Here is a 6,365-nt window from a genome sequence, read left to right on the forward strand (position 1 = left end):
TTATGTGTTTGTATCAACTGGTGATAAAGTTTGAACTGGCTCTGCATCTTTACCTTCTTTAGCGTATACAGAAATGTAAGTAGTTTCACCTTCTGTTTCTGACGTGGTGAGCCATTGCTTTGTTTCGGTGTTCTAAACCATCTAATTTTAATGTAAATGCATGACGTAATAATACATCAGGACGTTGTGTTTTACGAGTATTTGGGTTTGTAGCAACTAATGGCATTAAGAATTTATTGTGTTTACGGATAAAGATTAATGCGTTAGCTGATGTTCCCCAGTTTTCTTTGATAGACTCAAGAGTTGCATTGCGAATGTATTCTACATCTTCTGCATCATCGAATAATACTTGTAGGTTACAAGTTTTCGGCTAGATAACTCGAACATTTCTTCGTAAGTTGTACCAAACTCAATGTGGTTATCAGATACAGATTTAACTGCTTTATCATGTAAAGCGAATTGAATGTCAAATGCAGGTACTACTTCGTTCTGCAATCATTTCTTCTTTGATTTCTTCTAATTTTTCGTTTAGTGCTTTTGTATGCTCGTTAGCAATTGAGCAAGAAATATATTTAAGAACAACTCTGTCCATAAACTCATGGAAGCTTTCTTCGAATCTATGGTTTAGTACTAAACGAGTTTCTTCTTTGAAACGGAAATCACAAGATTGGATGTTCGTTAATAACATCTTGATGTTCGGGTACATCTGTTCCTTCTACTGTAGAAGCGTAAACACGGAATAATGGACGTTTCATGTTTAAGTTTAATTTACTGCAATTGTATAATACCCCTGCAATGATACCTTTACCTAATGTTAAAATGCGGTTTGCGATTGATTTTAAGTGTGCTTCACTTTCAATTTCAGTTGCTTTTAATACATCACGGTGTGTATTCAGTACTTCTTCTACCTCAGGGCTTTCGATAGTTCCTAGTAATTGATTAATTTGGTTCTTTTGTGTATAACATTTAAATTCCACCTTTTCTTTTATTAGTTTATTTTATTATTTTAACAGTTTACTTCTTTTTCTCAGAAGTAAAAGCTGATTTTAACTTATTGATACCCCACGTAACACCCTTTTCCATATTATCCATCATGGCATCATCAGGGTTTTGCTGTAATTTCTTACGTTTTCAGGCAAGTTTTGGGTTAATTGGAGGATTTACTGGCATTTGTGACATTGGAGTTTGCATGATAGGTTGATTTGATATACCTTGATATGTATTGGTTGATACAGTAGAAGATACGTTTTGTTGAACTGGAATATCGTTCTTCTTCCTCATATTCCTCTTCATACTCTTCTTCGTTCTTCTTCATCAAAGTTGTTCTTCATCTTCCTCGTTCTAATTCTTCTTCCTCGTCATCATCCAATTCCTCATCGTTTTCCTCTTCATCTTCTAGTTCTTCGAAATCATCATCGTCAAATTCCTCGTTTTCGTCTTCGAACTCATCTTCGTCATCATCGAGTTCTTCATCGTTTTCATCAAGGAGTTCTTCGTCTTCATCATCATCATCTAGAAACTCTTCCTCTTCCTCGTTTTCATCGTTAAGGAAGTCATCATCATCTTCGAGTTCTTCTTCGTCTTCCTCACCACCTTCAAAGTCTTCATCATCGTCAAACTCTTCATCATCATCATCTAGAAGTTCTTCCTCATCATCTTCCAGTTCCTCATCCTCATCATCAAAGTCTTCTTCTGATTCATCCTCAAGTTCGTCTTCCTCGTCTTCAATGAATTCTTCGTCCTCATCTTCATCAATGAGTTCTTCATCATCATCGTTCTAGAAGTTCTTTCTCTTCGTCTTCATCTTCTGAATCTTGATTAGGGTTATTAAAGTTTAAATTAAATGAAGGTACAGATACGTTTTGAACTTCTTCATATTCTGTTTCATCTTCATCCTCTATGATTTCCTCATCATCTTCGTCTTCTAATTCTTCATCGTCATCCTCAATATCATCGTTTAGAAGTTTTCTTCTTCCTCTTCTTCAATGATATCTTCGTCTTCCTCTTCTAAATCATCGTTTCGATAATGTTTTCATCTGTTTCACTTTCAACTTTTACTACCCCTTGGGCTTGTACTAACTGGTTTAAGAACTGATTACGGTACTTAGAAGCTTCTTCTGACTCAACTTCTTCGACTTCTACAGGTTCTTGTATCTGACTTACCTTGTTTTTGACTTGACGTTCATACAATTCATTAACTCTAGTTTGATACTCTTTATTGTATTCATCTATAGCTTGCTCTTTTAGAAGTTGGTTATGCGTTTTATGTGATATGGAAGCATCTATCCGTACTCTACTATCTCCTAAATCTAATAGTTTATCAATCTCGTATAACGAACCGATACCCCAAACGATTTCATTAAAGGAAGAAAACTCGGTTGGTATTGATATTCCATTACGACTTAATCTTAATAGTAGGTTTTCGATGTACTCCCTATACTTTACCTCACTCAAACTCGTTACAAACCTCCTTTCAAAAATTACAAACTATATACAAAAATATTACTACTCCTATATATCTATGTTTGACTATAGGAGTAATAATATTAACTCATATTGATATGTTTAAAAATCCATATGCTCTGTCTGACCAAATGCTACATCTTTACCACTGAATTCTTTCGATTGACCATAAATATCAGTCTTGATTCCTGTATATCCAGTAAAATGTTCTTGGTTCATTACCATATAATCATGTAGTTCTTTACGATAGGTTGTCAGTAAATATAGCAATTTGCCCATTAACATAATGTAAAACATCTACTGTTTCAGGAGCATTTAAATGGTTCTTTACTTCTTTTGTTTGTTCTTCATCTAACTGACAAACATAATGACCGAATGCTTCTTCTACCCCTTCTAAGTCTACATTTACATATTTCTTTAATCCTTCGTATTCACTACGAGTTGCGAACTTAACTTCTGTAATTCTTGCTAAGGAAACCTGTTCTGCTTGCTTGGAATTCGAATCTTGAAATTCCTAAATCACCGACTTTCCAAAATCCACTATGCGTTTCAGCATGACAAGGCTGTCCGTGATACTGATAGGACTTTGGATTGGATACTTCATAGAAGGTATCGGCAAACATTAAGTCTTCTTTATACACATCGTTAATTGCTTCTTTATTTAATGTAACGTATTGTGTACGGTTTACTTGATTTACACGCTTGTATGTTATCTTTAGTATACCTGTTTTTGCATGTTCACGCAAACCTTGTAGATACCCCACTATTACATCAACTGGAATGACGTGTATTCCATCATCAAAACTCATGAGTGACCTTGGATTGACTACCTTTGCTTTCCTAAAGTTCTAGCTTCAAACCTTTGATTTTATTTGTTGTATAATGTTTCTGCAATAGATTCTGATACACGTTGTAAGTTTTTATACACTTTCTCAGGTGTTTCTACCCCATGCGTATTATACATATACTCAATTTCTTCCCTGTTTAACGTAAATACTCCACGGTCTACATCAGGTTGATATGTACCTCCCTTATGTGTATGTGTTGTATGCTCTACTAAGATTGATGTATTTAACATTAAGTAGTATACAATTAGTAAGTCTGTAACTTGACTACTATCTTGCATACCAAAAGCCGTTTTTGCATTCTCAGTTAGGATGTTCTCTTAACATGTTTCCTGGTTCAGAATTGTTAAGTAAGTTTTGACGACCAAACTCCATTTCTTCTCCTACAATAAATGTTAAGGGCAACATGTGGTTCTGCTAAAGCACGACCGTAGTTTTGGTAAAGTTTCTTGCAATGTCTTTTTATCCACTTTATATTCCCTTCTTTCACTCGTTTACTCTATCTTATTTATACTTATTTATAGTTTCTCTTTATTATAGAAATAACCTCATACTTCTATATTCTTGTTTGATTGCTTACTTCTAGTCTTTATCGTTGTCTAAGAACCCTTTCATAAACCAAAAGATAATACGTAACACCATCATACAAGTTACGAATAACGCACCTACCATGTTTATATAAGGCATTAGTACAAATACCCACTCTCGTTTCAACATACCTTTGCTGTACTTTTCATCTTTGAATACAAAGTCTTTATTGTTTACCCCTGCGTAAGTAATACAGGCAGGTACAACATAACCCCAAAAGTTATCTGCAAAGCTTCCGAATATCATGTTTATCCTCCTATATTAGATAGTTGCGAAATAGAATTGTCATAACTAGTGTAAAGGCTAATAGTCCCCAACCAATCGCACCTAAACAACCCAATCCAAACCCTCTTAGTTCTCGTTACGATGTCTAATACAATAAAAATAAGTCCAACTACCCCTAAACCGAGTAATAGAAATACTACTGATGATTCCATGTCTTACCTCCTATGTACTGGTTTATATTTTCTCTAATGATATTTTTAATTCGTAACCTAAGTGTTTAGCTAATTTTACTACTGTTTCAATGGATGGAATATCTTCTCCACTCTCAATATGAGAAATAGTCTTTTGTGCTACCCCTGATAGCTTTGATAACTCCCTTTGTGATAGCCCACGTTTTACACGTTCAGCCATTAATACGCCAACTATCTCTAGTGTTTGGAAGTTTACAAATCCTTGTTCACTTACTACTTTCTTTATGTCTTCCCTTAAATCTTTATCCGTTTTATTCAATATAACCCCACCTTAATTATACTTTTCTACCAACCAATCAGGTGCAAACACGGATACTTTTAGTTTACGCTTGTAAGCTACATCGTTTATTGTGACTACTAAACGGTTATCCTCTAATACTACTTCCTCTACTGCATTACGCACGTCTAACATTGTAGGAAATGTAAAGTATTCTCTTGTTTTCAGATTAGAGTCTTTTAATGCTAATCTACCGTTTTCAAATGTACTAGGTGTTAATGTTTCGTGTACATCTTTGAATACGAATAGTTTCTCCCCATGTATCATAACAGTTCCAAAATCATTTTCATTTTCTCTTATGTATTCGAACGGTAACTGGATTACTCTCTTAGTTTCTTCAAATTTTACAGAGTTCAAATGAAAAACATTACTTCTACTTGAAAACATCTTGCTAGTCTCCCCTTTTACTTCGCATCTAGATTTAATAATACGTTTTATACTCCGTTTCTTGCTACTTTTGACCTCTTGTTTAACTACATATAACTACCTGTATAGACTGTTTCCTTTCGTCTCTCTACAGGTAGTTTATTTCTAGTTTATTTCATTCGTTCCTTCTCTCGTTCGAATCAACCATGAAGGAGCAACATACACAAGTTGTAGTTTACGTTCCTGATACTGGTCATGCACTTGTACGATAAGTTTATTTTCTGTTAAACCGATACCTTTTACTAGGTCTTTTACTTCACTTATTGTATTGAAATTAAAATGATACTCGTTCCTAAATTTACTATCTGTAAAAGAAAGTTTTCCGTTACCTAATTTTTGAGGGTTCATTCTAGCATTCGTTTTATTAAACCTAAATACAACTACCCCGTTGATAAAGATTGTACCGAAATCCTCTTCGTTGTATTACGAAATTCAAACTCAATTGGAATTGCACTTACTTGTTTCTTAGTTCTTACAACGCTTAATCTGTTCGTTTAGGTGCTGTAGTCCTGGAACTCGACATACCGTTTAACCTTAGCAATACGTAACTCAACGAAGTACAGTACATAAAAAGGCTCGTATTGCTAAGGTTAACGACGGTTAGATTCACCTCTTACACAGCACCTCGATTTCGTGTTTAACGTCAGCAACTAAGTCGTATTTAACTGGACCAATACCACCTTCGTTTACTGGTGTGTTACGCCATGCGTTGTGTGAGAATTGAGAATCGATTGATACACCGATCACTTCAACACCACGCTTTTGGAACTCGTCGTAACGCTTGTCGAAAGCGATTAGCTCTGAAGGACAAACGAAAGTGAAGTCTAGTGGGTAAAAGAATACAACCGCTTTTTTACCTTTAATACGCTCGTGAAGGTTGTAACCATCAACGATCTCACCGTTACCTAATACTGCTGCTGCTGTAAAGTCAGGTGCCTTGCGGCCTACTAATACACCCATGGTTTTCTCCAATTAGTTAGGGTTATATCCAATGCAAAATGACAATATCAATTTGCTTTGACACTTATTATTGAGGCTAGTTATAAAAAAACAACCCCAATTAAAAATTTTCACAAGTTTATGGGGACACTCAAAAAATTGAAAATCAAATAAACCGATAGCTACAATCAGTTTTTTTGATTGTATAAACTATAGGCATAAAAAAAGCCCCTACGGGCTTTTTTCAATCATAGAGTTTAGTCCATGATATCTGATGGCATATCACCACGGATTTGCTGCCAAATTTCACCAGGTGCTGTGTAAGAGGTGAATCTAACCGTCGTTAACCTT

The 6,365-nt window shown here is 35.0% G+C and carries 10 protein-coding genes and 1 pseudogene; all 11 read right to left on the reverse strand.

Translation table 11 applies throughout. The features are described 5' to 3' along the window. Positions 1-321: 321 nt before the first annotated feature. Positions 322-495, reverse strand: coding sequence for a hypothetical protein (locus ACXAC4_RS18655; protein WP_475164520.1), 174 nt, complete (start codon positions 493-495; stop codon positions 322-324). Positions 496-659: 164 nt separating this feature from the next. Beyond that, the gene (locus tag ACXAC4_RS18660; RefSeq protein ID WP_475164521.1) at positions 660-977 is read right to left on the reverse strand and encodes a hypothetical protein; all 318 of its coding nucleotides are present in this window, start codon (positions 975-977) and stop codon (positions 660-662) included. 154 nt (positions 978-1,131) lie between these two features. Next, entirely contained in the window at positions 1,132-1,281 is a 150-nt protein-coding gene (locus ACXAC4_RS18665) for a hypothetical protein (protein ID WP_475164524.1), read from the reverse strand. Between the two features lie 726 nt (positions 1,282-2,007). Next, positions 2,008-2,454 carry a hypothetical protein gene (locus tag ACXAC4_RS18670; protein ID WP_475164528.1) on the reverse strand — a complete coding sequence of 149 codons (447 nt, stop codon included), beginning with the start codon at positions 2,452-2,454 and terminating at the stop codon, positions 2,008-2,010. A gap of 458 nt (positions 2,455-2,912) precedes the next feature. Next, positions 2,913-3,272: a hypothetical protein gene (locus ACXAC4_RS18675; protein WP_475164531.1), complete on the reverse strand. Its 360-nt coding sequence runs from the start codon at positions 3,270-3,272 to the stop codon at positions 2,913-2,915. A 59-nt stretch (positions 3,273-3,331) separates the two neighbouring features. Beyond that, a complete protein-coding gene (locus ACXAC4_RS18680) occupies positions 3,332-3,589 on the reverse strand; it encodes a hypothetical protein (RefSeq protein WP_475164533.1) in 258 nt (85 codons plus the stop codon). 301 nt (positions 3,590-3,890) lie between these two features. Continuing rightward, positions 3,891-4,142: a hypothetical protein gene (locus tag ACXAC4_RS18685; RefSeq protein ID WP_000576139.1), complete on the reverse strand. Its 252-nt coding sequence runs from the start codon at positions 4,140-4,142 to the stop codon at positions 3,891-3,893. A 213-nt stretch (positions 4,143-4,355) separates the two neighbouring features. Then, positions 4,356-4,631, reverse strand: coding sequence for a helix-turn-helix domain-containing protein (locus tag ACXAC4_RS18690; RefSeq protein WP_001043859.1), 276 nt, complete (start codon positions 4,629-4,631; stop codon positions 4,356-4,358). 12 nt (positions 4,632-4,643) lie between these two features. Beyond that, positions 4,644-5,036, reverse strand: coding sequence for a hypothetical protein (locus ACXAC4_RS18695; RefSeq protein ID WP_000493044.1), 393 nt, complete (start codon positions 5,034-5,036; stop codon positions 4,644-4,646). A gap of 144 nt (positions 5,037-5,180) precedes the next feature. Further along, positions 5,181-5,423 carry a hypothetical protein gene (locus tag ACXAC4_RS18700; RefSeq protein ID WP_475164543.1) on the reverse strand — a complete coding sequence of 81 codons (243 nt, stop codon included), beginning with the start codon at positions 5,421-5,423 and terminating at the stop codon, positions 5,181-5,183. A gap of 279 nt (positions 5,424-5,702) precedes the next feature. Further along, positions 5,703-6,035: pseudogene (locus tag ACXAC4_RS18705) on the reverse strand (redoxin domain-containing protein); the annotation flags it as partial. Between the last annotated feature and the right edge of the window lie 330 nt (positions 6,036-6,365).

This window comes from Pseudoalteromonas sp. AWM4_233, assembly GCF_056158285.1.

Excerpts from the sequence above, each read along its gene's own strand:
- ACXAC4_RS18665 (WP_475164524.1), bottom strand. The coding sequence starts at position 1,281 with ATGAGGAAGAAGAACGATATTCCAGTTCAACAAAACGTATCTTCTACT.
- ACXAC4_RS18675 (WP_475164531.1), bottom strand. The coding sequence starts at position 3,272 with ATGAGTTTTGATGATGGAATACACGTCATTCCAGTTGATGTAATAGTG.
- ACXAC4_RS18680 (WP_475164533.1), bottom strand. The coding sequence starts at position 3,589 with ATGCAAGATAGTAGTCAAGTTACAGACTTACTAATTGTATACTACTTA.
- ACXAC4_RS18685 (WP_000576139.1), bottom strand. The coding sequence starts at position 4,142 with ATGATATTCGGAAGCTTTGCAGATAACTTTTGGGGTTATGTTGTACCT.
- ACXAC4_RS18695 (WP_000493044.1), bottom strand. The coding sequence starts at position 5,036 with ATGTTTTCAAGTAGAAGTAATGTTTTTCATTTGAACTCTGTAAAATTT.
- ACXAC4_RS18700 (WP_475164543.1), bottom strand. The coding sequence starts at position 5,423 with ATGAACCCTCAAAAATTAGGTAACGGAAAACTTTCTTTTACAGATAGT.